The sequence below is a fragment of the Bradyrhizobium acaciae genome, assembly GCF_020889785.1.
Classification (GTDB): Bacteria; Pseudomonadota; Alphaproteobacteria; order Rhizobiales; family Xanthobacteraceae; genus Bradyrhizobium; species Bradyrhizobium acaciae.
The window spans coordinates 1-21454 of record NZ_JACMYK010000123.1; the positions used below are offsets into that span (position 1 = coordinate 1).

Below are 21454 nucleotides of genomic sequence, written 5' to 3' on the forward strand. Positions count from 1 at the left end.
GGCCGCGCCGCCGGGATCGTTGACCACGACCTTGGCGCCTTCCGCAGCGCAGAGCAGCGCGATCTCGCGGCCGATGCCGCGGCCCGCGCCGGTGACGATGATGACCTTATCCTGCAGTGATTTTGCCATGTGGTTCTCCTTGTGTCTGTCCGTCATTCCGGGGCGCACGAAGTGCGAACCCGGAATCTCGAGATTCCGGGTCTGGTCCTTCGGACCATCCCGGAATGACGGAGGTTGTTACTTCTCGTTCGTAAAGATGATCGTGCCTGACGCGGCGAACATGCCGCCGACGCCGTGGCAGACCGAGATCTTGGCGTTCGGCACCTGCGCCGGCGCGATGCCGCGCATCTGCCGCACGCTCTCCTGCAGCGCGTACATGCCGTACATGCCGGAGTGCATGTAGCTCAGGCCGCCGCCATTGGTGTTGAGCGGCAGCTTGCCACCGGGGCGGGTGTTGCCGTCGGCGATGAACTTGCCGGTTTCCTCATGGGGCATGAAGCCGAGGTCGCCGAGGCCGTAGAGCGGCAGATGCGCGAAGGCGTCGTAGATCATCAGATGATCGACGTCCTTGTGGGTGATGCCGGCTTCCTTGAACGCCAGGGGGCCTGCCACCTTGAAGGCGCGCGATGAATCGAACGTCTTCATCTGGCTGACCATCGGCGTTTCCACGCTCTCGCCGGTGCCGAGGATATACACCGGCTTGTTCGGGAAGTCCTTGGCGCGGTCGGCCGAGGTGAGGATCAGCGCGCCGCCGCCGTCGGTGACGAGGCAGCATTGCAGCAACCGGAACGGATAGGCGATCATCCGCGAGTTCAGGACGTCGGCGACCGTGATCGGGTCCTTCATGGTCGCGCGCGGGTTCTTCGCCGCCCATTCGCGCTGCACGACGGCGACCATCGCAAGCTGTTCATGCGTGATGCCGTGGGTCTTCATGAAACGCAGCACGGGAATCGGGAACATGCTCGGCGGTCCGTAGACGCCGAACGGCGCTTCGAACTGACCGTTGAGGCTGTCGGGTGCGGTGAAGCGCGGCTGCTTGCCGATCATCGACTTGCCGCTCTCGGCATGGGTGATCAGCACTGTCTTGCAGAGTCCTGCCTCGATCGCGGCGGCAGCGTGCCGGACATGCAGCATGAACGAGCAGCCGCCGACCGAGGTGCCGTCGACCCAGGTCGGCGTGATGCCGAGATAGTGTGCCATCTGCTGCGGGGTCTCGACCGCGGTGGCGAAGCCGTCGATGTCGGACAGCTTCAGGCCGGCATCCGCGATCGCATTCAGCGCCGCGTCCGCGTGCAGCTGGATCTGCGACATATTCGGGATGACCCCGAGTTCGGTGGTTTCGGCCGCACCGACGACGGCAACCTGGTTCCTGCGCATCGCCTTACCCCTTTGCCGGACGGAACAAGGGAAGGGTGATCTTGTCGTCGAGTGCCTCGAAGGTGACTTCGAGCGACATGTCGAGCTCGAGCGCTTCCGGCGTCTGCGGACAATCGATGATGTTGCTCATCATGCGCGGACCCTCGTCGAGTTCGACCACGGCGATCGCATAGGGCGGCGTGAAGCCCGGCGCAGCGGGGCGGTGGTTGATGACATAGCTGTAGAGCTTGCCCTTGCCGCTGGCCCTGAACACCGAGACCTTGCGCGACGCGCAGGAGGGACAGAACGGCCGCGGCGGAAAGTAGACATTGGCGCAGGCGTCGCAGCGCTGCAGGCGCAGCTCGCCGGCCTTGGTGCCGTCCCAGAAATGCTGGGTCTCAGGTGTCGGTTTTGGTTTCGCGCGCGCGGGCTCGGCCATGTCTGATACTTCCTCCCGAAAATCGTTACAGTCTTGATGCGCCATCGGACCAAGGGCCGTCAACGGTCCATCCACGCCGCGCGCAGCGGCCTGTGTTTCGCGCATGCCGCATATTCCGCCCCTCGCACAATTGCTAAGGCCGCGATGCTTGTGTCGCTCCGATCCGGCGCGTAGAAGGGCCGCGTCCAAGCTACATCCAAGATGCCCGGGAGGAAGATATCATGCTGAGGATCATCGGCGCGGCACTCGCTGCCAGCCTCGCATTTGCCACGCAGGCGATGGCCGCCGACGCACCGTCGGAGATCAAGATCGGCACGCTCTACGCGTCCTCGGGGCGTTATGCCTCGATCTCGATGCCGGTCTACAGCTCGCTGAAATTGTGGGTCGAGCAGAAGAACGCCGAGGGTGGCGTCTTCGTGAAGGCGTTCGACAAGAAGATCCCGATCAAGCTCGTCTCCTATGACGACCAGAGCAACACCGCGACCGCCTCGACGCTTTATAACCAGCTCGTCACCCAGGATAAGGTCGACCTGCTGGTCGCCGATTCCGGATCGGTGCTGACCGCGCCCGCGGTTGCGATCGCCCGCGACCGCAAGATGTTCCTGTTCGACCAGACCGGCACCGGCGCGAGCTTCTTCTCCAAGGACAATCCCTACATCGCGCTGATGGCCGATCCGGTGTCGACGGTCTGGCCGAAGCCGGTCGCCGACTTCATCAGCCATGATGGCCCGGGCCTCGGCATCAAGAAGATCGCGATCCTCTACGCGACCAACGAGTTCACCGGCACCCAGGCCAATGCGTTCCGCAAGTTCGTCAAGGAGTCCGGCGCGCCGATCGAGATCGTCTATGACCAGGGCGTTCCGACCGAGACCACGAACTACAACGTCATCATCAACAACATCAGCAACGCCAATCCCGACGCGGTGATCCATTTCGGCTACGCGCCGAACGACATTGCCTTCCTGCGCAATGTCCAGGACGTCGGCACCAAGTTCAAGATGCTGTTCGCGATCTATGCCGGCCTCGAGACCGAGCTGCTCGAGAAGAACGTCGGCGCCAAGGGCCTGGAGCACATCTGGACCTATGTGCCGCCGTCGGAATTGGATTATCCCGTCAATTTCGGGATGAACATGAAGGATTTCCGCGCCGCCTGGCTGAAGAAGTACAATGACGGCAAGATGGAGTTCGGTTTCAACGCGGTGGCGGGCTACACGACGGCGCTGGTGATCGAGAAGACGCTGTCGGTTGCGACCAGCCTCGACCAAATGGAGCTGCGCCGCGCCGTGTTCTCACTCAGTGGCCAGCTCAAGACGCTGGACGGCACCTTCGCGCTGGATGAGACCGGCGGGCAGATCGGTGAATTGACGCCGCTCGGCCAGCTCACGGTCGACGAGCACGATCACATCAAGTTCGTCTCGATCTACCCGCACGAGACCGCCACCGGCAAGCCGATCTATCCGGCGCCGTGATGCGGTTCACTACGACAGGCGTAACCTTCGGCAGCGAGCGGTAGCATGACCTATGCGCTCGTTGCCGGCGTGATGTTCGGGCTGTATTTCAGCCTGGTCGGCATCGGTCTCAATCTCGTGTTCGGCGTCATGCGCATAGTCAATCTTGCGCATGGTGACATCCTGATGCTCGGCGCCTTCATCGCGCTCGGCGTGGTCGGCATCGCCGGCATCGATCCGCTGTTCGCGGTGCCACTCGCTTTCGTGGTCTTCGTGCTCGCGGGCGTGCTGCTGTACTGGGTGCTGGTGCCGCGGCTGCAGGGCTCGGCCAATCCGGAAATGCTGTCGATCATCCTGTTCTTCGGCCTGTCGCAGGTGATCGAAGCCGTCACCACGATCTTCGCGGGCACCAGCGAGCGCTCGATCCAGAGCCGGCTGCTCGGCACCGTGTTCACGACCATCAAGGTCAAGTGGTTCGGCGGCAAGGCCGGCGGGGCAGGGCCGATCCAGATCTTCGGCCAGGGATTTCCTGCGCCCTGGGTGATCGCGGCCATCACCAGCCTCGTCGCGATCGGGCTGGTGTACCTCTATCTCTACCACACCCGGCTCGGCACCTTGACCCGTGCGGTGATGTCACGCCGCGACGAGGCGCTAGCGACCGGCATCGACGTCGATCGCGTCTCGGCGGCGGCGTTCGGCATCGGGCTCGGAATCGCGGCGGTCGCCGGCGTGTTCGCGCCCTTCATGTTCGGCTCGGTGACGCCGGCGTTCGGCGCCGATGCGACCGTGACGTCGTTCGCGATCGTCGTGCTCGGCTCGCTCGGCAATCCGCTCGGTACCGCGCTCGGCGGCGTCGTCTACGGTCTCTGCTACATGCTGGTGCAGACCTATCTCAGTTCCTGGGCTGACCTCTTGCCCTATGTGTTGTTGATCGTGATCCTGTTGTTGCGGCCGAGCGGTCTGCTCGGAAGGCGGGTGCGCGTTGCTTAACGCCTCGAAGCACCTGCTCTTCATCCTGGCGCCGCTGGTGGTGGTGTTCGCACTGCTGCCCGGCGTCTATCAAAACCACCTGCTGCTGTTCAACTTCGTGATCTTCCTGATCCTCGCGCAAGGCGTGAACATCATCTATGGCTTCACCGGCTATCTGCCGTTCGGCTATGTCGGCTTCTTTGGTGCTGGCGCCTACGGCTTTGCCATCATGGTGATGCATCTGCAGACGCCGGCGCCGCTTGCGGTGCTGGTCGGTGGCCTCGTTGCGATTGCGCTCGGCCTGTTACTGACGCCGCTGCTGAGGCTGTCGGGGGCGTATTTTGCGATCGCCAATCTGGCGGCTTCGCTCGCGGTGCTGCACTTCGTCGCCAACCCGGCGCTGGAGGGCATCACCAAGGGTCCTTACGGCGTGTCGCTCACCGGCACGTTCAATCCGACCCACGCGTACTACGCGGCTGTCGTCGTGATGGCGCTCACCGTCGGCGCGGTCATCTATCTCAAGAATTCGCCATTCGGCCTTGCGCTGCAGGCCGTGCGCGAGGATGCGGTGTCGGCCTCGATGGCCGGCGTCAACATCGTCAAGATGCGGGTGATCGCCTGGCTTGCCTCGGCGCTGGTCGCGGGCCTCGCCGGCGGCATCTACGCCTGGTACGTCTCGGTGTTCTATCCCGACAATGTGTTCTCCGGCGAGTTCTCGATCTTCGCGATCGTGTTCGCGCTGTTCGGCGGGGTCGCCACCATCACCGGACCGATCGTCGGCGTGCTGATCCTCTACGGCATCTACAATCTGATCGGCTTCACGACGCCGCAGTATTTCCAGCTGATCTATGGCCTGTTGATCATGGGCCTCGTGCTGTTCCTGCCTGCAGGACTGGTGTCGCTGGCAACGCGCAGGGGGTGGCATGTCCCCTGAGAAAGCCCCGATCCTCAAGGTCTCCAAGCTGGTCAAGCGCTTCGGCGGCTTCCACGCGCTCGACGGCCTGAGCTTCCACGTCGTGCCCGGCGAGATCCTCGGCCTTGTCGGTCCGAACGGCTCCGGCAAGACCACGGCGATCAACGTGATCTCCGGTCTCTATGCGCCCGATGGCGGCGAAGTGGTGTTCGACGATGCGCCCTCCGGCGGCGTCGCCTCGCACAAGCTGGTTCACCGCGGCATCAACCGCACCTTCCAGGTGCCGAAGCCGTTCCTGTCGCTCACGGTGCGCGAGAACATCCAGGTGGCGCTGGCCTATGGCGGCGCCACCGGCGCGCCGTCGATTGCCGAACTGCTGGAGGAATATCGGCTGAAGGAGGTCGCCGACCGCCCCGCGGCCGATCTCAACAGCGCGCAGCAGAAGATGCTCGATCTGACCCGCGCGCTCGCCACCCGGCCGCGGCTGTTGCTGCTCGACGAGCTCGCGGCCGGCCTCAACCCGGCGGAGCTCGACTGGATCGCCGGGCGTATCAAGGCGCTGGCTGCCACCGGCATGGCCATCATCGTGGTCGAGCACCTGATGGGCTTCATCGAGCAGATCACCGACCGCGTCATCGTGCTCAATGCGGGCAAGGAGATCTTCGAGGGGACGCTGGCGACCGCGGTGCGCGAACCGCAGGTGATCGAAGTGTTTTTGGGAGGCGAGCATGCCCACTGATGCAGCGCCGCTTCTGGACGCCACCGGCGTCGATGCCGGCTACGGCACCATGCAGGTGTTGTGGGGCGTCGATCTCGACGTCCGCCCCGGCGAGACCGTGCTGCTGCTCGGCGCCAATGGCGCCGGCAAGACCACGTTCCTGAAGTCGCTGGTCGGCCTGATCGAAGCCCGCAGCGGCCACATCAAGCTCGGCGGCGAGGACATCACCAGGATGCGGTCTTCGGACCGTATGAAGCGCGGCATGACCTACATGTCGGAGCTCGCAGTGTTTCCCGACCTGTCGATCGAGGAGAACATCCGCGTCGGCGCACAGGCGCTGGGCCATGCCGATCCCGGCGCGCGGGTCGACGAATTGTACGGCCTGTTCCCGGTGCTGCGCGACAAGCGCCGCGATCCGGCCTCCAGCCTGTCCGGCGGCCAGCGCAAGATGCTCGGCATCGCCAAGGCGCTGTCGGCCGAGCCGAAACTGCTGGTCATGGACGAGCCCTCGGCCGGGCTGTCGCCGCTGTTCGTCAAGGAGGTGCTCCGCGCCCTGTCGAGCCTGCAGGGCCGCGGATTGGCGCTTCTGATCGCCGAGCAGAATATCGGCTTCCTCGAGATTGCCACCCGCGTCTTCGTGCTTGAAGGCGGGCGCATCCGGTTCTCCGGCACGGTTGCCGAGATGAGCGGCAATGAAGAGCTGCACCGCGCCTATTTCGGGCTGAAGTGATAGTGATGCGAGGCTGGGGCCGGTGCACTGGAAATCGGCCCCGGTTCGCGCGACAATCAGCTACAAGCCATGAATTGCAAGCCAGCAAGCCGTGAAGTGAAAGCCATGCCCAAAAATCCGACACTCGCCTCCCTTGCCGCCGATCTCGCCAGCGGCGCGACCTCCGCCCGCAAGCTCGTCGAGCAGTGCATCGCCAGGATTGCCGATCCGGCGGGCGAGGGCCAGCGCACCTTCATCCATGTCGATCGCGACGCCGCGCTGGAAGCCGCCGATGCCATGGACCGGCTGCGCAAGGCCAATGCCGCGCCGTCGCCCTTTGCCGGCATTCCGGTCTCGATCAAGGACCTGTTCGACATCAAGGGGCAGGTGACCCGCGCGGGCTCACGCGCGCTGGACGATTCCGCGCCGGCGGATGCCGATGCGCCCGCTGTGGCGCGGCTCAAGCGCGCCGGCTTCGTCGTGATCGGCCGCACCAACATGACCGAGTTCGCCTATTCCGGAATCGGCATCAATCCGCACTACGGCACGCCGAAGAGCGCCTGGAACCGGAGCGCCGGCCATGTGCCCGGCGGCTCGTCCTCGGGTGCAGCAGTCTCGATCGCCGACGGCATGGCGTTCGGTGCGCTCGGCACCGACACCGGCGGCTCCTGCCGGATCCCGGCCGCCTTCAACGGCATCGTCGGCTACAAGCCGACGCAGCGCCGGATTCCGCTCGACGGCGGCGTGCCGCTGTCGTTCACGCTCGACAGCTACGGCCCGCTGGCCAATTCGGTGGCCTGCTGCGCGGTGCTCGACGCGGTGCTGGCCGACGAGCCGGTGACGCCGCTGACCCCGCGCCCGGTTAAGGGCATGCGGCTCGCGGTGCCGACCACGGTCGCACTCGATGATCTCGATGATGCCGTGGCAAAGACCTTCGAGCGCGCGCTCGCGTCGTTGTCGCGCGCCGGCGCCCTGATCGAGCGGATCGAATTGCCTGAACTGCTTGACGTCGGCGTGATGAACACCAAGGGCGGCTTTTCCGCCGCCGAGAGCTATGCCTGGCACCGCTTCCTGCTCGCCAGCAAGGGCGACATCTACGATCCCCGCGTCGCCGTGCGGATCCAGCGCGGCGAGGGTTTTCTCGCGGCCGACTATATCGACCTCATCAACGCGCGCCGCTCGTTCATTGCCCGCACCGAGGCGCGGATCGCGCCCTACGACGCGCTGGTGCTGCCGACCACCGCGAACCTGCCGCCGACCATCGCCGCTCTTGCCGACGACAAGGCATTCGCCACCGAGAATCTGCGCGCGCTGCGCAATCCGTCGCTGATCAACGTGCTCGATGGCTGCGCCATTTCGCTGCCCGCGCATCGCGAGGGCGAGGCGCCGGTCGGCCTGATGCTCGCCGCAGCGGGCGGTTCGGATCGCCGCATCTTCGAGCTCGCCGCCGGAATGGAGACCGTCATCCGTGTTTGATCTCACCTTCAATGTCGACGACAAGGGTGTCGCGACGCCGCTCACGCTTGAAATCAAGCAGGCCGTGATCGCCGGCTGGACCGGCCGCGATCCGGTGGCACGCGACAAGCACATCGCCGAGCTCGAGGCGCTCGGCATCGCGCGGCCCGCGACGACGCCGATCTACTATCGCTGCTCGGCGCGCCGGCTCACCTTCGCCGATACGATCGAGGTCTGCGGCGAGGATTCGAGTGGCGAGGTCGAGTTTGTGCTGATCGGCTGGCAGGGCCGGACCTTCGTCGGTTGCGGCTCCGACCACACCGACCGCAAGGTCGAGAGCTACAGCGTCACGGTGTCGAAGCAGATGTGCGACAAGCCGATGGCTTCCGAGCTCTGGGAGCTCGAGGATGTCATCGGCCACTGGGACCAGCTCATCCTGCGTTCCTGGGCCACAATCGGAGGCCAGCGCGTGCTCTACCAGGAAGGCACGCTCGATCACATGCTGCCGGTCAAGGACCTGATCGCGCGCGGCTTCGACAAAGGCGGATTGCCCGACGGCTGCGCCATGTTCGGCGGCACCTTCGCCGCCAAGGGCGGCATCCGCCCGGCCAGCCGCTTCGAGTTCGAGCTGGAAGACCCCGTGCTGAAACGCAAGATCAGCCACGGTTACGACGTGGTCACGTTGCCGGTCAGGGGCTGATTTCGCGCGTCGTCGCATCCGGGGCGACCGGCACCCTCTCCACACGTCGTCCCTGCGAAAGCAGGGACCCATAACCACAGGATTTTGTGGTTGGCGCGCTGTGGCCCCAGCCTGCACGAACACCTAACTATGGTGGCTATGGGTCCCTGCTTTTCGCAGGGACGACACCGGAGATGGGGCTCCGTTCCGGGACATTCCCGCCGGAAATCGGGTGGCGCGAGCCGCAATCATGGGCCAGATTCCGCTGCATGACAGCAACTGCCAAGACCATCATCCACCCCGCCACCGGCATCCCCGCCCGTGTTGACGCGCTCGACTGGGATCAAATCACGACCGACCTCGACGGGCAGGGATGCACCGTCCTCAACGGCCTGCTGACGCCTGAGGAATCCGACGCCATCGCCGCGCTGTATCCCGACGACGGCCGGTTCCGCAGTAGGGTCGTGATGGGCCGTCACGGCTTTGGCCGTGGCGAATACAAATACTTTTCCTATCCGCTGCCGGATCTGATCGCGGAGCTGCGGCCGGCGCTGTATGCGCGGCTGACCGCGACGGCCAATCGCTGGAACGAGACGATGGGGATCGCGATCAGCTATCCGGCCTCGCACGCGGCGTTCCTGAAGCGCTGCCATGATGCCGGGCAGACGCGGCCGACGCCGCTGCTGCTGCAATATGGCGAGGGCGACTACAATTGCCTGCATCAGGATCTCTATGGCGAGCACGTGTTTCCGATCCAGGTCGCGATCCTGCTGTCGCAGCCGGGGCGCGATTTCACCGGCGGCGAATTCGTGCTGACCGAGCAGCGGCCGCGGATGCAGTCGCGGCCCGAGGTGGTGCCGCTGACCAAGGGCGATGCGGTGGCCTTTGCCGTGCATCACCGTCCGGCGCAGGGGACGCGCGGGCCGTATCGTGTCAATCTGCGCCACGGCGTCAGCCGGATTCGCTCCGGCCATCGCCACACCGTTGGTGTGATCTTCCACGACGCGAAGTGAGTGCGAGAGAGGCGTGGCCGCTGATCTGTTCGAGACAATTGGCGATGCAAGGCCGCCGCGCGAGACGATCGCGGATGGCGCGGTGCTGTTGCGCGGCTTCGTTCGGCCGTTCGAGGCGGAGCTGATCCCGGCCTTGCGCGTCATCGTCAAGCAGGCGCCGTTCCGGCATCTGATCACGCCGGGTGGGCATCGGATGTCGGTCGCGATGACCAATTGCGGCAGCGTCGGCTGGGTCTCCGATCCCGACGGCTATCGCTATGATCCGATCGATCCTGATAGTGGACAGCCCTGGCCGGTGATGCCGGAGGTGCTGCGCAGGCTCGCAACCGACGCCGCGGATGAAGCCGGCTTCAGCGGCTTCGCGCCGGAAGCCTGCCTGATCAATCGCTATGTCCCCGGCGCAAAACTGTCGCTGCATCAGGACAAGGACGAGCTCGATTACGGTGCGCCGATCGTCTCGATCTCGCTCGGGCTGCCGGCGGTCTTCCTGTTCGGCGGGCTGAAGCGCAACGATACGCCGCGCCGCTACCGGCTCGAACATGGCGATGTTGCGGTGTGGGGCGGCCCGTCACGGCTGTTTTATCACGGCGTGGCGCCGCTCGCCGACGGCGAGCATAGCCTGCTTGGCCGCCAACGCATCAATCTGACCTTCCGCAAGGTGCGCTGACGCCCCTCCCGCAAACTGTGCCGGTGGTCTAAACTTGGCGCATGGGCGCCAAGGCCGACCGTGCCGTCAACCGCACCGGCGTTTATCTCGCCGTGCTGCAACTCGTGTTCACGCTGGGCTGGACCACCTACCTGATCTATCTGCCCAAGCTGTGTGCCGAGGTCGGCATCGCGCCTTCCACCGTGATCCTGATCCTGATGATGGATCAGGCCATTTTCACCATCACCGATACCGCGATGGGCATGGCCGCCGACAGGATCTCGATCCTGGTCGGCCGTCTCGGCCTATTCGTCGGCATCCTTGCAGCGATCTCCTGCGTCGCCTTCACCGCGCTGCCCTACGTGGCCGGCACCGGGCCGGGCGCAAGGGTCTGGTTGATTGCACTGATCGTGATCTGGGCCATCACCTCGTCGGCACTGCGCGCGCCGCCGTTGACGCTGCTCGGCAAGTATCGCGCGCAGCCATCGGTGCCGTTCCTCGCGGCATTGGCGATGCTGGGCTACGGCATCGCCGGCGCGCTCTCGCCCTACCTCGCCGTCGTGCTGCGCAACCAGGATGCGCGGCTGCCGTTCGTGCTGTCGGGTGCGGTGCTGCTGCTGACGGCGCTGGCGTTCTCAGGGATCGAGCGCCGCGTCGCCGAGGAGGCGCAACCGGCACGGCTTGCCGAGCCCGCAAGGCGGCTCGGCGCGGTGTCGATGTTCATGATCGGCTCGATGGTGCTGCTCTCGCTCGGCTATCAACTGCACTTCAATATCAACAGCGCGCCGTTCTATCTGCGCTTCGTCAAACCGAACGATCTGCAATGGTTGATGCCGGTGTTCTGGATCGGTTTCAACATCGCGATGTTTCCGGCAAGCATCGTCGTCAAGCATCGTGGCGGCTTGATCGTGATGGGTGCGGCAGGACTGCTCGGTGCTTTTGCCATCGTTGCCGCGGAGATCGCCGGCAGCCTCAATGGCCTGATCGTGGCGCAGTTCATGGCGGGAGCCGCCTGGGGCTGCATGCTGATGAGCGCGGTGTCGGCGGCGCTCGCGATCGGGGAGACCGGCGCCGAAGGCAAGGTCACGGGGCTGGTGTTCTCGGCGCTGGCGCTTGCGACCTTTGCGCGGATGGCGGCGGTTGCCGGCGGCCTGCAGAAGCTGCCGGATTATGCGCCGCTGGTGCAATGGGCGCCGGTCGCCTGCTGGTCGGTCGCCGGCGCCGGCCTGCTCGTGATCGCCGCGTCGCGGCTGCAACGCGGTGTGAAGAGCGCCTAGTTATTTCTTGCCGGATGAATGAAAGCCCAGGGCGAGACTTCGGAATCGGTCGGCACTTCCACCGAGATCACATAGGGCCCGCCGTCGGCCAGCGCCTTCTCCAGCACGGGGCGGAAGTGATCGGGTGAGGTGACGCGCGCGGCACCGACGCCGAAGGATTCCGCGAGCTTGACGAAATCCGGATTCACCAGGTCGGAGGCGACGACGCGGCCGTCGAAGCGCTCGCGCTGGTCGCGGCGGACATTGCCATAGGCGTTGTTGTTGAAGACCAAGGTCACCACGCCGATCTTGAACTGCACCGCGGTTGCGAGCTCCTGTACGCCGAACATGAAGCCGCCATCGCCTGTGATCGCGACCACCGGCTTGTTCGGATTTGCGACCTTGGCGCCGAGCGCGGTCGGGAAGCCCGAGCCGAGCGTGCCCTGATAGCCCGAGGTGACGAAGGTGCGCGGCTCGTAGATCGGAAAACCGTACCAGGAGGCGAAGCCGACCTGCGACAGCTCGTCGGTGACGATCGCGTTCGCCGGCAGCACTTCGCGCAGGATCTTCAGATAGGCCATCTGCGGCTGGATACGTTGAATCTCCTGCTCAGTGGCCGCAGTCGCCTCGCGGATCGTGGTGCGGCGGCCCGAGGTCTTGCTGTAGCCCGCTTTCCGGACCGCGGCGACGAGGTCGGCGGTGCCGGCCTTGGCGTCGGCGATCACGGCAGCATCGGCCGGCCAGCGGCGCAGCTCGACCGGATCGATGTCGATCCGTACGCATTTGAGGCCGGCCGGTTGATAGGGCCAGCGCGACATCGTCGGCAGCTCCATGCGGGTGCCGATGCCGATCATCAAATCGGTCTTTGGCCAGAGCTTGTAGGCGGATGCCATGGTGAGCCCGAGCTCATGCGCGTTGGAGACGATGCCGCGGCCGCTGCGGAATGCGACCACGGGTGCGTCGATCGTCTCGGCGAGTTCGAGAATCTCCTCGCGCGCCTCGATGGCGCCGCTGCCGACGAAGATCATCGGCGCCTTGCTGCCGGCGATCAGATCGGCGGCCGCCTTGATGCGATCCGGATCAGGCTGCGGCGCCGGCAACGGATCGAATGGCTTGACGGGGGCAACCAGGGTGCGCTGGGTGAAGACGTCCCACGGCATCTCCAGCGATGCGGGACCGCGCCGGCCCGACAGCATCTCCTGGAAGGCGCGCGACACCATCGCGGGCGCGTTGTCGGGGTATTCGATCCGGTCCGCCCATTTCACGAAGGTGCGCAGCGTCGCGAGCTGGTCCGGCATCTCGTGCAGATGGCCGCGGCCCTTGCCAAGGAATTGCGTCGGCACCTGGCCGGTCAGGCACAGCACCGGCTCGTTGCAGCCGAATGCGGTCAGCAGCGCCGCCGAGGCGTTGAGCACGCCGGGGCCGGGCACCACGCTGAATACGCCGGGCTTGCCCGAGGAGCGGGCATAGCCGAACGCCATGTAGCCGCAGGCCTGCTCATGCCGGGCGCCGATCACCTTGAGCTGTGCCTGGTGGAAGGCATCGAACAGGCCATAGATCTGCGCGCCGGGCAGGCCGAATACGGTGTCGACGCCGTGGGCGACGAGACCGTTGACGATCGCTTCGCCGCCGGATGTTGAGGTCATGGCACTGTCCACTTTGCTTGGCAGGGTTGGATGGCCTCGTCGACGACGCCGTTACGCAAGATGCCGACGCCTTCGGCCTCGACCTCGACGATATCGCCGGGCTTCAGATAGCGCGGCGGATCGAACCGCGCACCTGCTCCGGTCGGCGTCCCGGTGACGATGATGTCGCCGGGAACCAGTGTCGTGAAGGTCGAGATGTAGTTGATGAGGTAGCGGAAGCCGAAGATCAAGCGCGACGTGCGGTCGTCCTGCCTGACTTCGCCGTTGACCCGTGTGGTCAGGCGGATATCGGCGATCTGCGCTTCGCTGGTGTAGGGCACGATCCACGGGCCGAGACTGCCGGTGGAATCGAAATTCTTGCCCTGAGTGACGTTGAATTTTGCGTGGCGCACCCAGTCGCGGACGGTGCCTTCATTGCAGAGCGTGATCGCGGCGATGTGATCGAGCGCGGCGCTCTCCGGGATATGCCGGCCGGCCTTGCCGATCACGAGCACCAGCTCGCCCTCGTAGTCGAGCTGCGGCGAGACGCGCGGCCGCACCACCGGCGTGTTGTGGCCGATGAAGGAGCGCGGGACCCGCAGGAACATGCTCGGGTATTTCGGCGCGTCCGTGCCGTCCTTGTACTCGGCATTGCGGTCCGGATAGTTGACGCCGATGCAGATGATCTTGTCCGGCGCCGGAATCGGCGGCTGCCAGGTGACCGCGTCGAGCGCGTGGTCGGGGGCGAGCTTGGCGGCATCCTCCACGAGCCTGGTCAGTGCGCCGGCGGCGATCGCCTCGCGCAAGGTCGGATAATCCTTGGCGAAGCGCGACGAGAGGTCGACGATCCCGGTGTCGGTGACGGCGCCATAGCTGGTGGCGCCGTTGAGGGAATAGGTGGCGAGGCGAGGGGCTGTCATAAGCAATCCAATTCTTGATGTCGTCCCGGCCGAGCGAAGCGCGAGCCGGGACCCATAACCACAGGCTTCACATTATGGCACGCGGGGCGACGATCTTGGCCGCAACGCGGTCCTGGGGTTATGGGTCCCTGCTTTCGCAGGGACGACGAGTGGATGGAGACGTGCGCTAATCCGCAACCAGCACGTCGGCGACGAAGCGGGGCTCGCGCACGGCCTGGCCGGCAAAAGTCGAGCCTTCCTCGAACCAGGAGCGCGGCGCCGGCGCGCCCCACAGCGTCTGCCGGCGCGGATCGCGCAGCGACCAGCGCAGCGGCTCATGGTCGTGATCCCCAGTGAAATAGTCGCTGGTGTAGAGTTCGATGCGGTGGCCGTCGGGATCGCGGATGTAGAGGAAGAAGGCGTTGGAGATGCCGTGCCGGCCCGGGCCGCGCTCGATGTTCTTGAGGAAACCGGACGAGGCCATCACGTCGCAGAGATGCACGATGTTCATTGCGGTCGGCACCCAATAGGCGATGTGGTGCAGGCGCGGGCCACGGCCGTTGGTGATCGCGAAGTCGTGGACATTGCCTTTGCGGTGCATCCAGGCGGCGGCGATGCGGCCGTTGTCGCCGTCCTCCTCGGCATATTCGGTGAGGCGGAAGCCGAGCCGGGCGTAGAAGTCGACGGTGTCCTGCACCTCGGCGGCGAACACGTTGAAATGATCCAGCCGCTGCGGATGACAACCCTTGTAGAGATCGTAGCGGCGCAGCAGATGCGGGCGCTTCTCCATCGTGGCGTAGAGCTCGATCTGGAAACCGAACGGATCGGTGAATTGCAGCGTGCGGCCCTGGAACGGCTGGTCGACGAAGGCGTAGGCGATGCCGTTCTCGGAGCAGAAAGCGGCCGCCTTGTCGAGGTCGCCGTCGTTGCCGACCTTGAAGCCGAGCCGGTTGCAGGCGGCTTTTGCCGCCTTGCGCAGCACCACCGAGTGATGCTGGTGCTCCTCGCTGGCGCGCAGATAGACCGACTTGTCGTCGCGGTCCTCGATGTGAAGGCCGACCGTCTTCTCGTAGAAGGCGGCGCTCTTGTCGAGGTCCGTGACGTCGAGCACGGCGTGGCTGCAGCGGATGATGTTGAACGGCGGATCGAAAACGTGCGTCGGAACGGGCATTGGTGTTTCCTCTATCTTTCGTCATTCCGGGCTCGCCGCTAAGCGTCGCCCCGCAATGACAGTCCTGGCTAAATTCCCAGTTTCTGAATCTTGTGCGTCCCGCGCGCGAGCGAGACATGCTTGGTTTCCATGTAGAATTCGAACGAGTAGTCGCCGCCGTCGCGGCCGATGCCTGACGACTTCATGCCGCCGAACGGGGTCGGCAAGTGGCGGACGTTTTCCGAGTTCAGCCAGATCATGCCGGCTTCCAGCGCATCTGCGACGCGCAGCGCGCGGCCCATGTCGCCGGTCCAGACATAGCCGGTCAGGCCGTACTGCACGCCATTGGCGATCTCGATGGCGTCAGTCTCGTCCTTGAACGGGATCACGGTCAGGAACGGGCCGAACACCTCTTCCTGCGCGACGCGCATGTTAGCGTTCGCACCCGTCACCAGTGTCGGCTGCACATAGTGGCCGCCGCCGGGACCGTCATGCGGCTTGCCGCCGACCGCGATCGTGGCGCCGTCCTTCTTTGCGACGTCGAAATAGCTGCAGACCTTGGCGAGATGCCGCTCGTGGATCAGCGGCCCGATCTCGGTTGCGGGATCGAGGGGGTGGCCGACCTTCAGCGCCTTCACGCGCGCGGTCAGCTTCTCGATGAACCTGCCGGCAACGCTCGCTTGAACCAGCAGCCGGCTCGACGACGTGCAGCGCTCGCCATTGAGCGAGTAGATCATGAACACGACGGCATCGAGCGCGCGGTCGAGATCGGCATCGTCGAACACGATCACCGGGTTCTTGCCGCCGAGCTCGAAATGCACCCGCTTCAGGGTCGGCGCGCCCTGCGCCATGATCGCAGATCCTGTGGAGCTCTCGCCGACGAAGCCGATCGCCTTGATGGCGGCGTGTTCGGTCAGCGCCTTGCCGGCCTCTTCGCCGAAACCGTGCACGGTGTTCAGCACGCCGTCCGGAAGCCCGGCCTGCTTGGCGAGCTTGACCAGCATATCGGCGGTCACCGGCGACCATTCCGCCGGCTTGTGCACCACCGTGCAGCCGGCCGCGAGCGCCGGCGCGATCTTCCAGGTCGAGAGCATGAACGGCGTGTTCCACGGCGTGATCACGCCGACCGGGCCGATCGGCACCCGGGTCGAGATGTTCCAATGCTCGTCCGAGGGTGTGTTGAGGCCGTCACGGGCTTCACCGCATTTGTCGGCGAAGAAGCGGAAATTCTCCGCGGCCCGGATCGCGGCCTTTGCCATGAAGCGGTGCGCCTGGCCGGTGTCGATGCATTCGAGTACGGCGATGTCGTCGGCGCGCTCCTCGATTGCATCGGCGACGCGATGCAGCACTTTGCGGCGCTGGGCTGCCGGCATGTCACGCCAGCCCTTGAAGGCCTTGGCCGCAGCGGTTGCCGCGCGGTCGATATCCTCGGCATTGCCGCGCGCCACGGTCGAAAGCACCGTACCGTCGATCGGCGATTTCGTCTCGAAGGTCTGGCCGGAGGCCGCCGGCACGACCTTGCCGTCGATCACGTTGCCGATGCCTTCTGCTTTCAACTTGGCGAGCAGGGGCCCGGCGCGATCGCGATTGGCCTGGAATACGTCGGCTGATGATTTCGCTGTCGCTTTATCCATTGACCGTCTCCACCTTCAGTGCGTCGTGGATATTGTTGCGTTTCCAGCTGGTTTCCTTGTCGTTGATCTGCATGTCGAACGACAAAGCGAACTTGCTGTTGGCGAATACCGGATCGAGATGGGCCGATAGCGCCTTGAAGATGTGCTCGCCGGCTTTCTTGCGGGCGGCAAGGTCGCGGCCTTCGCCGAGCCGCAGCACCATGTCGAGGAAGCCGTAGTTCTTGCGGCCGTCGGCGATCGCGTAGTGCTCGCACCTGATGGCGCGGACCCGAATGCCGCCGAGCGGGAAGATGCCGGTCTCGACCGCGGCCTTGCGGACCACCTCGACGGTCGCGCCCATATCGACGAGACCGTCGAGATTGGCTGAATATTCAAGCGTGAAATGCGGCATGCAGCGCTCCTGCTGAGTGCGTCAGGCGAAGTAGCAGCTCACGGAACCGTAAGGTCCGTAATCGGCCTGGATGGTGTCGCCCTTGCGGGTCTCGATCGGACGGATGAAGGAGCCTGCCAGCACGATTTGTCCGGCCTCCAGCGCCAGCCCGTTCGGCGCGATCTTGTTGGCAAGCCACGCCACTGCGGTCGCCGGATGATTCAACACGCCGGCGGCGAGACCGGTTTCCTCGAGTTGGCCATTTCTAAAGCACAGCGCGCCGATCCAGCGCAGATCGGCCTCCAGTGGGCGGATCGGCCGGCCGCCGAGCACGATGCCGGCATTGGCGGCGTTGTCGGCGATGGTGTCGAAGATCTTGCGCGTCGCCTTGGTCTCGGGATCGACGCGTTCGACACGCGTATCGAGGATTTCCAGCGCCGGGACCACGAAGTCGGTGGCGTTGAGCACATCGAACAGCGTGCAGTTCGGTCCGGCGAGACGATGCTTCATCACGAAGGCGAGCTCGGCCTCGACGCGGGTTGCGATGAAACGATCGGTCGGCACCAGGCCGCCATCGGTAAAGAACATGTCGTCGAGCAGAACGCCGGAATCGGGCTCGTCGATATTAAGCGCACTCTGCATCGCCTTCGAGGTCAGGCCGATCTTGTGGCCCTTGACGACGCGCCCCTGCGCCACCTTCATCTCGACCCAAGCCTTCTGAATCGCGTAGGCGTCTTCGAGGGTAATGCGGGGGTATTCCAACGAGAGCTGGCGGATTTGCTTGCGGGTCTTTTCCGCACTGTCGAGCCGCTCGGCGGCAGCGCGGATATCGTCCTTGGAGAGGGCCATGCGTGCTACACAAAAGTGGATGTCGGGAGATGATTAACATGTTAAGTGAATTCCCGCAAACTGAATCAAGGCATGTTGCGGTGCAAAAGTTTGCGGCCATGTTGCATGATCCGGAAAAGTGGGTACCGGTTTTCCGATCAGGATCATGCTCAAACAGAGAGATAAATCGTGACGACGTCTCAAACAGACGTCATCACGATCGGGATTAGGTCATGGCGCGCAAGAAATTGGACGAGATACGGCCGGAGGACGACGCGTCGGCGCGACGGACCCCGATGCGCGAGTTCTCGCGCTCGCTGCCGATGTCGCTGCTCCGCGCGCGCGAGGCGGTGATGCGGCAATTCCGCCCGTCGTTGCGCAATCACGGGCTGACCGAGCAGCAGTGGCGGATTTTGCGTGCGCTGACTGCGGTCGACGAGATCGAGGTCACCGAGCTCGCCCGCGTGGCGTTCCTGCTTGGTCCGAGCCTGTCGCGAATCCTGCGCGATCTCGAGGCCCGCGCGTTGATCGAGCGGAGAGCGGCAGAGAACGATGCGCGGCGTGCGGTGGTTTCGATCTCCGCCAAGGGGCTGAAGCTGATCGAGGCGGTGGCGCCGACGTCGGAGGTGATCTACGCCGCCATCACCAAGCGCTACGGCGCGCGCAAGCTTGCCGAGCTGCAGGAGATGCTGGGGGCGCTGGAAGCCAGTCTTGCCGGAATGGGCTCGGCCGCTGAAGCCGAAGTCGAGGCCGAAGACTAGCCGCGTTGACGCGCGGCAGTGCCGTTCAGGCCATGTAGGGCACGCGCGAAATCACGTTGATGGCGCGGAATTCGGCGATCCAGCCGGCGACCTTCGAATGCGACCATTCGATATGGCGGCGCAAGATCGCGGCGGCCGCATCGCCGTCGCGCGCTCGCAGGGCTTCGATGATCACCAGATGTTCGTCCATGAAGGAATCGATCTGCGGCGCAGTGAGGGCCACCTGAATGTGCTTGCCGATCACGAAGGCGCAGTGGGTGCGCTTGAGCGCTTCGAGCATCTCGCGATTGATGCCGTAACCCAGGCAGCGGATATGGAGGTCGCCCTCGATCTCATCGAGCTCGCCGACGCCGACGCGGCTGCGAAATTGGATTCCCTCGCGCAGCCGCTCCGCCATGCTGTCCAGCAGTTCGGCAGGAATCTTCGCCGCAGCGGATTTCAGCAGCAGCGGCTCGAGCGTTGCGCGCACCTCGAAAATGTCGCGGAGGCGATCCTCGTCCAGTGGCACCACATACCAGTGCGCCTTGGCGCCTTTCTCCAGGATTCCGATCGCCTGCGCGCGTAGCAGCAGATTGCGCGCAACCGTGCGTCCGACCCGAAAGTGTCGCGCCAGAGCCAGCTCGCTGACACGGAAGCGCCCGAACAGCGACCGGTAAATGATCTCGCGTTCGAGCTTGTAATAGAGAGCGTCCCAGGCGTCGCTGCGCACCGCCTCGACCGGGCCGTCGGTCAGCCCAAACATCTCCGGCGTGATCGGGACGCGCCGCGGTTCGACCTTGCGCTTGCCGGCGATGACGCCGCGGCCGTCGAACCGGCGCACCAGGCCGATGAGCTCGAGCTGTTCGAAGGCTTGCCGTACCGGCGAGCGGCTGGAGCCGAACAAGGTCGCGATCGCCGATTCGGAGAGAACCGTGCCCGGCGGAACGTCGCCAGCCCGGATATGCTTTGCCAATGCGCTCTTGATCAGCGCGTAGGCCGGCTGTTTCCGTCTGGTCTGCGATTTCGTTCTTGGAATCGACATGAATGGGCTGCCCGTCGGTCACACTATCACGTGATCCCGCCACGGTCGCTGGTAGCAGGCATTTACGCACCGTTGCCAGCGAACTTTTGACTATTGCGTGCAATGTGCAATCATGTTTAGCTACGCCAAACGCCAGATCGATGGCCGCCGTTGCGCGTCTTGTGCGCTGCAGTGGCGCTCACGTTTGTTCGTCGCGCCGATTGACGGCTGCGGAGTGGGCAACAGATCGACGCGTCAGCTCGTCGCAACGCAGCCGACATGCAAGTTCGGCGCATGACAGGGAGGATGGAATGAAACTGACGAGGCGTGAGTTTTCCGCCGGCTTGGCGGCAGGTCTCGCTGCTCCCGCGCTGATGCGCAGCGCATGGGCGCAGGGCGCGACCATCAAGATCGGCATGTGCGTGCCGGTGACCGGACCGGCAGCGGAGCAGGGGCTTTGGGCCCAGAACGGCGCCAAGCTGGCGCTGGCTGCGGTCAACAAGGCCGGCGGCGTGCTCGGCAAGCAGGTCGAGCTCGTGATCGAGGACGATCAGACCACCAATCCGGGCATCGTGCTGGCGTTCTCCAAGCTCGCCGCGCAATCCGACATCGTCGCCTTCCTCGGCTCGATCCGCTCGACCCAGGTGCAGGCGATGGCGCCCGACGTGATCAAGGTCGGCAAGCCGGTCATGATCGGCGGCACCAATCCCGATCTCACCCATTCCGGCAATCCCTGGCTGTTCCGCTTCCGCCCGAACGACAACTATTCCGGCCGCGTGATCGCCGACTTCGGCGTCAACACGCTCGGCAAGAAGAAGTGGGCGATCGTGCATTCCACCGATGCCTTCGGTACCGCGGGTGGCAAGGCACTCACCGAAGCGCTGACCAAGCTCGGCGCGCCGCCGGTGCTCGACCAGGGCTACGCCAACCAGAGCCAGGACTTCACCCCGGTGGTGCTGGCCGTGAAGCAATCCGGCGCCGATGTGCTCGGCACCTACTTCACTTTCGAGAACGACCTCGGCATCTTTGCCCGGCAGCTGCGCCAGCTCGGCGTCAACATTCCGTGGGTCGGCTCGCCCTCGGTCGTGGCGGTTTCCTCGACCAAGCTCGCCGGTCCCGCGCTGTTCGGTACCTACGGCGTCGCCGATTTCGCCGAAGATTCGAGCGATGTCGCGAAGTCGTTCGGCAAGGCTTATCGCGATGCCTACAAGACCGCGCCCGATAACCAGAGCGCCTGGCCCTATGACGCGATCACCATCCTGTCGGCGGCGATCAACAAGGCCGGCTCGACCGATCCGACCAAGATCCGCGAGGCCATCCTGGCGACGCAGAAGTTCGCCGGCGCCGAAGGCGAATATAATTTCGACAAGAACGGCGACGGTCTGCACGGCTACAATGTCGTGAAGAATGACAAGGGCAAGATCGTCTACGACAAGCACATCGACTTCAACGATTGATCAGGAAGTGCGGTCACAGGTCCGCGTGTCGGCCTCGTGCGCTGAACGTGAGTCAGGGAGGTACGAACGGATGGGTTCCCTCCCCCCTTGCGGGGGAGGGTTAGGGAGAGGGGTAAGGCGCGCGGGCGG

General features: G+C 64.9%; 22 protein-coding genes. 12 read left to right on the forward strand and 10 right to left on the reverse strand.

Annotated features, from left to right (window positions below):
• The 3 genes from H8A92_RS31525 to H8A92_RS31535 form a co-directional block, all read right to left on the reverse strand.
• Window positions 1–129 (reverse strand): SDR family NAD(P)-dependent oxidoreductase (locus H8A92_RS31525; RefSeq protein ID WP_229199349.1); only part of this gene is annotated, 129 nt, incomplete at its 3' end.
• 108 nt (window positions 130–237) lie between these two features.
• Entirely contained in the window at window positions 238–1377 is a 1140-nt protein-coding gene (locus H8A92_RS31530) for a thiolase C-terminal domain-containing protein (RefSeq protein ID WP_163153226.1), read from the reverse strand.
• A gap of 4 nt (window positions 1378–1381) precedes the next feature.
• Entirely contained in the window at window positions 1382–1795 is a 414-nt protein-coding gene (locus H8A92_RS31535) for a Zn-ribbon domain-containing OB-fold protein (RefSeq protein ID WP_229199330.1), read from the reverse strand.
• A 221-nt stretch (window positions 1796–2016) separates the two neighbouring features.
• Between H8A92_RS31535 and H8A92_RS31540 the strand changes: the two genes are divergently transcribed.
• The 10 genes from H8A92_RS31540 to H8A92_RS31585 all read left to right on the forward strand — a co-directional run bounded on the left by H8A92_RS31540 (window position 2017) and on the right by H8A92_RS31585 (window position 11622).
• Complete coding sequence (locus tag H8A92_RS31540; protein ID WP_163153227.1) at window positions 2017–3264, forward strand: amino acid ABC transporter substrate-binding protein; 1248 nt, start codon at window positions 2017–2019, stop codon at window positions 3262–3264.
• A 45-nt stretch (window positions 3265–3309) separates the two neighbouring features.
• Window positions 3310–4233: a branched-chain amino acid ABC transporter permease gene (locus tag H8A92_RS31545; protein ID WP_229199331.1), complete on the forward strand. Its 924-nt coding sequence runs from the start codon at window positions 3310–3312 to the stop codon at window positions 4231–4233.
• Window positions 4226–5146 carry a branched-chain amino acid ABC transporter permease gene (locus H8A92_RS31550; RefSeq protein ID WP_229199332.1) on the forward strand — a complete coding sequence of 307 codons (921 nt, stop codon included), beginning with the start codon at window positions 4226–4228 and terminating at the stop codon, window positions 5144–5146. The genes H8A92_RS31545 and H8A92_RS31550 overlap by 8 nt, the downstream gene beginning before the upstream one ends.
• Entirely contained in the window at window positions 5136–5864 is a 729-nt protein-coding gene (locus H8A92_RS31555) for an ABC transporter ATP-binding protein (protein ID WP_229199333.1), read from the forward strand. Before H8A92_RS31550 ends, H8A92_RS31555 begins: the two co-directional genes overlap by 11 nt.
• Window positions 5854–6573: an ABC transporter ATP-binding protein gene (locus H8A92_RS31560; RefSeq protein ID WP_229199334.1), complete on the forward strand. Its 720-nt coding sequence runs from the start codon at window positions 5854–5856 to the stop codon at window positions 6571–6573. Before H8A92_RS31555 ends, H8A92_RS31560 begins: the two co-directional genes overlap by 11 nt.
• A 105-nt stretch (window positions 6574–6678) precedes the next feature.
• A complete protein-coding gene (locus tag H8A92_RS31565) occupies window positions 6679–8028 on the forward strand; it encodes an amidase (protein ID WP_229199335.1) in 1350 nt (449 codons plus the stop codon).
• Window positions 8021–8707, forward strand: coding sequence for a DUF2848 domain-containing protein (locus tag H8A92_RS31570; RefSeq protein WP_229199336.1), 687 nt, complete (start codon window positions 8021–8023; stop codon window positions 8705–8707). Before H8A92_RS31565 ends, H8A92_RS31570 begins: the two co-directional genes overlap by 8 nt.
• Window positions 8708–8955: 248 nt before the next feature.
• Entirely contained in the window at window positions 8956–9699 is a 744-nt protein-coding gene (locus H8A92_RS31575) for a 2OG-Fe(II) oxygenase (protein WP_229199337.1), read from the forward strand.
• Between the two features lie 13 nt (window positions 9700–9712).
• Window positions 9713–10366 carry a DNA oxidative demethylase AlkB gene (alkB, locus tag H8A92_RS31580; RefSeq protein ID WP_229199338.1) on the forward strand — a complete coding sequence of 218 codons (654 nt, stop codon included), beginning with the start codon at window positions 9713–9715 and terminating at the stop codon, window positions 10364–10366.
• Window positions 10367–10407: 41 nt separating this feature from the next.
• Window positions 10408–11622: an MFS transporter gene (locus H8A92_RS31585; protein ID WP_229199339.1), complete on the forward strand. Its 1215-nt coding sequence runs from the start codon at window positions 10408–10410 to the stop codon at window positions 11620–11622.
• Here the strand turns inward: H8A92_RS31585 and H8A92_RS31590 are convergent.
• The 6 genes from H8A92_RS31590 to hpaH form a co-directional block, all read right to left on the reverse strand.
• Window positions 11619–13247, reverse strand: a complete 1629-nt coding sequence (locus H8A92_RS31590) for a thiamine pyrophosphate-dependent enzyme (RefSeq protein ID WP_229199340.1) — start codon at window positions 13245–13247, stop codon at window positions 11619–11621. The two genes, H8A92_RS31585 and H8A92_RS31590, sit on opposite strands and share 4 nt — an antisense overlap.
• The gene (locus H8A92_RS31595) at window positions 13244–14146 is read right to left on the reverse strand and encodes a fumarylacetoacetate hydrolase family protein (RefSeq protein ID WP_229199341.1); all 903 of its coding nucleotides are present in this window, start codon (window positions 14144–14146) and stop codon (window positions 13244–13246) included. The genes H8A92_RS31590 and H8A92_RS31595 overlap by 4 nt, the downstream gene beginning before the upstream one ends.
• A gap of 166 nt (window positions 14147–14312) precedes the next feature.
• Window positions 14313–15296: a 3,4-dihydroxyphenylacetate 2,3-dioxygenase gene (gene hpaD / locus H8A92_RS31600; protein ID WP_229199342.1), complete on the reverse strand. Its 984-nt coding sequence runs from the start codon at window positions 15294–15296 to the stop codon at window positions 14313–14315.
• A gap of 68 nt (window positions 15297–15364) precedes the next feature.
• Window positions 15365–16909: a 5-carboxymethyl-2-hydroxymuconate semialdehyde dehydrogenase gene (hpaE, locus tag H8A92_RS31605; protein ID WP_229199343.1), complete on the reverse strand. Its 1545-nt coding sequence runs from the start codon at window positions 16907–16909 to the stop codon at window positions 15365–15367.
• Window positions 16902–17300, reverse strand: coding sequence for a 5-carboxymethyl-2-hydroxymuconate Delta-isomerase (locus tag H8A92_RS31610; protein ID WP_229199344.1), 399 nt, complete (start codon window positions 17298–17300; stop codon window positions 16902–16904). The genes hpaE and H8A92_RS31610 overlap by 8 nt, the downstream gene beginning before the upstream one ends.
• 21 nt (window positions 17301–17321) lie before the next feature.
• Window positions 17322–18128, reverse strand: a complete 807-nt coding sequence (gene hpaH, locus H8A92_RS31615; RefSeq protein WP_229199345.1) for a 2-oxo-hept-4-ene-1,7-dioate hydratase — start codon at window positions 18126–18128, stop codon at window positions 17322–17324.
• 212 nt (window positions 18129–18340) lie between these two features.
• Here hpaH and hpaR point away from each other — a divergent pair, with 212 nt between their 5' ends.
• Window positions 18341–18868: a homoprotocatechuate degradation operon regulator HpaR gene (gene hpaR, locus H8A92_RS31620; protein WP_229199346.1), complete on the forward strand. Its 528-nt coding sequence runs from the start codon at window positions 18341–18343 to the stop codon at window positions 18866–18868.
• Window positions 18869–18893: 25 nt separating this feature from the next.
• On the opposite strand, the gene H8A92_RS31625 is transcribed toward hpaR, so the two are convergent.
• Entirely contained in the window at window positions 18894–19889 is a 996-nt protein-coding gene (locus H8A92_RS31625) for a GntR family transcriptional regulator (RefSeq protein ID WP_229199347.1), read from the reverse strand.
• Window positions 19890–20179: 290 nt separating this feature from the next.
• Here H8A92_RS31625 and H8A92_RS31630 point away from each other — a divergent pair, with 290 nt between their 5' ends.
• Window positions 20180–21325, forward strand: a complete 1146-nt coding sequence (locus H8A92_RS31630; protein WP_229199348.1) for an ABC transporter substrate-binding protein — start codon at window positions 20180–20182, stop codon at window positions 21323–21325.
• Window positions 21326–21454: the final 129 nt, after the last annotated feature.